A 3,162-nucleotide genomic window follows, 5' to 3' on the forward strand; every position below is an offset into this window, starting at 1 on the left:
CGGGCCAATGCGCCATGGCACATGCCAACTATTTGGGGAGCGCACGCGCCATGGCGCTTAGTGCCCCGCCACTGGCCTACTTTTGCGCCGCCACGTGGCCGGTTTTGTCTCCGCCGTTGACAAAAATCAGGATATCGGCCTGCCGGTACAGCGCCTTGAGGATTTCGACACGCTGCTGCATGCCCACGCCGATATCTTCGATCACCGCATCGGGATCGACGTTCAATTCATATTCTGCGGCCAGCGCCTTGAGCGCGGCCCGTGCCTTGGCCAGACTGGGGCGCAGCAACCGGCCATCTTCGGCCCCCAAAATGATATTCTCCAGCACGGTGAAATTCTCGACCAGCTTGAAATGCTGGAACACCATGCCGATGCCTGCGGCAATGGCGGCTTGGCTGTCGGGGATCGCGGTTGCACGCCCGCCGATGAAAATCTCGCCCGCGTCGGCCTTGTAGAAGCCGTAAAGGATCGACATCAGCGTGGATTTGCCCGCGCCATTCTCGCCGATGATGCCGTGGATCGTGCCGGGCATAACGCGGACACTGATATCCTTGTTGGCCTGCACTGGGCCGAATGACTTGGAAATGCCGCGCAGTTCGATTGCGGGCACCTGTGCATCAGGCGCGGCAGTTTCCTGCCGCGCCGCGTTTGATGTGTCTGCCGCCATTCGTGGCGTGATAATCTTTCCAGCAAACAACTCAAAGATCGCCCAAATAACCCATATAGGAGTTAGTAAGATCAGCAAAATTAGAGCTGCAATCCAATTGCGTTGAAATGTTTTGATAGCGCCTTTGATAATCCCAAGTATAATTGCAATCACTACAATAGCATCAATTATATGGGCTGTTTGATCTGCCATATTACTTTCCTGCAACCAAGTTCTTATCTGATATTTTGCACCCGACATCGCCCAGTGGACCGCCGCTTGGCGGACAAGCTATCCGGTAATCCCCCCCGAAAGTAACTGACACAGTCCCCAGATGACCTGCCGTCAGGCGTGAATATCTCCTGAATCAGCCCGCTGAACGAGTCTTTTTTGACATGCGCCGCGGCTGTGGTCGCGCAAACGCCTGGAACTGGGCGGATCGGGCCGCGCATCCGCAGCCTCCTTGCCCTACAGCGACGTTTTTCAGAGCCTCGACGGCCTCTCATGCCGTCTTCGTTCAGTTTAGGTCTGGATTGCGGTCACGCGTATAGCGGTAGCTCTCGAAGGTGGTGGATGGCGGCGAGGATGGAGCACATCCCAGTTCCCACCGTCTGCTAACGCTTCCTGAGGCCCGCGCATTAGCGCAGCGTCTATTAAACGAGAACTGACACGGGACAACCGGGTTTCTAGCGTACGCCATTATTCAGCTTGCGTCATGTCTAACTGGTAGAGATCCGACGGGCGCCCCGCGCTGCCACTAGGCCTTTTGCCGACTATTCGGTGTGGCCACATGGCCCTGAACCATTTGCGGAAGTTGCGCCTATCCACTTTTTTGCCACTTCCACTTAGAGTCACGAAGACATCCTCAAGTTCCGGCAGGGTAAAGACCTCGGGCAGAAATTTGAAAGCCACTCCGGCTAGCTTTCTCGAAACTTTAGGATTCACAAGCAGGGCGAGGTGGGCACGACCATCCGCTAGGATCTGCGCGTGGTCGAACGCGAGTGGGGGCAGATCGTCATAGTTGAACCAGCGCGCGTCGCTGGCGTCGCTCATACCTTGTACGATCAGATGATCGGATGGCACCAAGGTGAGGTAAGCTACAGAAATGGTGCGTCCGCGAGGGTCGCGATCGATAGCGCCATAGGTGCGAAACTGCGTCAAGGATATGCCCGTGAGGTCGGATAATCCCGTCTCTTCCCGAAGTTCTCGGGCAGCACAAACCTCGAGTTCTTCATCCATTTTTAAGAACCCACCTGGGATTGCCCATTGACCTAGGAATGGTTCGATCCCACGCTTGATCAGAAGGACGTGCAGTTTGCACTCGCGGATTGAAAACACAAGGATATCTGTGGTCACGCTAGGGCGAGGGTGGCTATAGGTATGGGCCATGGTGGTATTTTAACCTTCTGATTTGCATATTTATGTATATATTACATATTATAAACCTATGCAAGTCAATTGCCTGACGTCAGCGCCCACAAGCAGTTCAGGCATACTGTGGAACAGAGGGTGAGGGGGGCAATGCCGCCCATGTTGTTATCTTTCCTGTGATTAATGCACCTTGAATATATCAAGCCAGCCCCCTTAGGCAGAAAAACATCCCATGACGACATTTGCTATTCGTCTTGGATTGCCCTCTGTCCTTTTGAGGATCCGTGCTTGTAGCCCTCTTGAGCTGTCCCGGCGCTGTCCAGCGGCATTGATATCGATCGCCAGGGCGATGACCACAGCTACCATCTGTCCTAGAACATGGTCCGCAGGAACGGCAGCCGGCTGAGTGTCTACCTGCACAGCCATGGCGAACATCATATGACGTTCCCTGAGTGAATCCACTGAAATCACCCGCCCACATGTCCATTGAAAGCGCCATCGCGGCTTATGGTTTCAGTAGGAAGGTGGGGGTGACCAGTGCCAAATCAAAATAATGTATTGACGACATTTTTTAATAAATGTATATATAACATTATTATGGAACAGACCGGACTTAACATCCCTTAGGAGACTGCCATGACCAACCTCTTCTGCACCACTGCCGCCCTTCTCCCGACACTTGCCGTGACCACCGCCCTTGCCACGCCCGCCACAGCCGGTCAGTACAATCGCTACAGTGTCCCCGACTTTGTTGAGCAGCGGGGTATGATCCGCCCCGGTGAGGAAAGCTATCCTTACGAGTTTCTGGGCTATGGGGGGGCTAATGCCGAGATCTATCTCGATAGCGACCAGTGTCGGGCGGATATCGATGTCACGATCTATGACGCCCATAGTCAAATCGTAGCTTTTGGGGCCAGTGACTATTGTCAGGAAGACATCTCGTGGTTCGTCGACTACGACCAAGTCTATTATATCGTGGTAGAGAGCATTGAGGGTTTCAACACAGACTTCTATCTCAGCGCGGCTCTGTTGCACAAATCCTGTGAGGGATTCATCTCGTGAATCCAGCGTGGTAGCTGGGATGCATGAGCAGACACATACCCCCGACCTACAAGACCAGGAACTGGCCAGCCTACAATGAAGCG

Annotated in this window: 3 protein-coding genes and 1 pseudogene; 1 reads left to right on the forward strand and 3 read right to left on the reverse strand. The window is 54.0% G+C overall.

Translation table 11 applies throughout. The annotated features are described in order from the left end of the window. Positions 1 to 124 precede the first annotated feature (124 nt). The 3 genes and pseudogenes from PVW27_RS21265 to PVW27_RS21275 all read right to left on the reverse strand — a co-directional run. Positions 125 to 667, reverse strand: a pseudogene (locus tag PVW27_RS21265) (ATP-binding cassette domain-containing protein); the annotation flags it as partial. A gap of 678 nt (positions 668 to 1,345) precedes the next feature. Further along, complete coding sequence (locus PVW27_RS21270) at positions 1,346 to 2,035, reverse strand: NUDIX domain-containing protein (RefSeq protein WP_274561189.1); 690 nt, start codon at positions 2,033 to 2,035, stop codon at positions 1,346 to 1,348. 195 nt (positions 2,036 to 2,230) lie between these two features. Then, on the reverse strand, positions 2,231 to 2,455 hold the full coding sequence (locus tag PVW27_RS21275) for a hypothetical protein (RefSeq protein WP_274561190.1): 225 nt from the start codon (positions 2,453 to 2,455) through the stop codon (positions 2,231 to 2,233). A 198-nt stretch (positions 2,456 to 2,653) separates the two neighbouring features. On the opposite strand from PVW27_RS21275, the gene PVW27_RS21280 reads away from it, so the two are divergent. Continuing rightward, a complete protein-coding gene (locus tag PVW27_RS21280) occupies positions 2,654 to 3,079 on the forward strand; it encodes a hypothetical protein (RefSeq protein ID WP_274561191.1) in 426 nt (141 codons plus the stop codon). Positions 3,080 to 3,162: the final 83 nt, after the last annotated feature.

It is taken from the genome of Seohaeicola sp. 4SK31, from assembly GCF_028802875.1.
In the GTDB taxonomy this organism is placed as follows: domain Bacteria; phylum Pseudomonadota; class Alphaproteobacteria; order Rhodobacterales; family Rhodobacteraceae; genus Seohaeicola.

Bases quoted from the DNA above. Each gene is read 5' to 3' on its own strand.
- PVW27_RS21270 (WP_274561189.1), bottom strand. From the start codon at position 2,035: ATGGCCCATACCTATAGCCACCCTCGCCCTAGCGTGACCACAGATATC.
- PVW27_RS21275 (WP_274561190.1), bottom strand. From the start codon at position 2,455: ATGATGTTCGCCATGGCTGTGCAGGTAGACACTCAGCCGGCTGCCGTT.
- PVW27_RS21280 (WP_274561191.1), top strand. From the start codon at position 2,654: ATGACCAACCTCTTCTGCACCACTGCCGCCCTTCTCCCGACACTTGCC.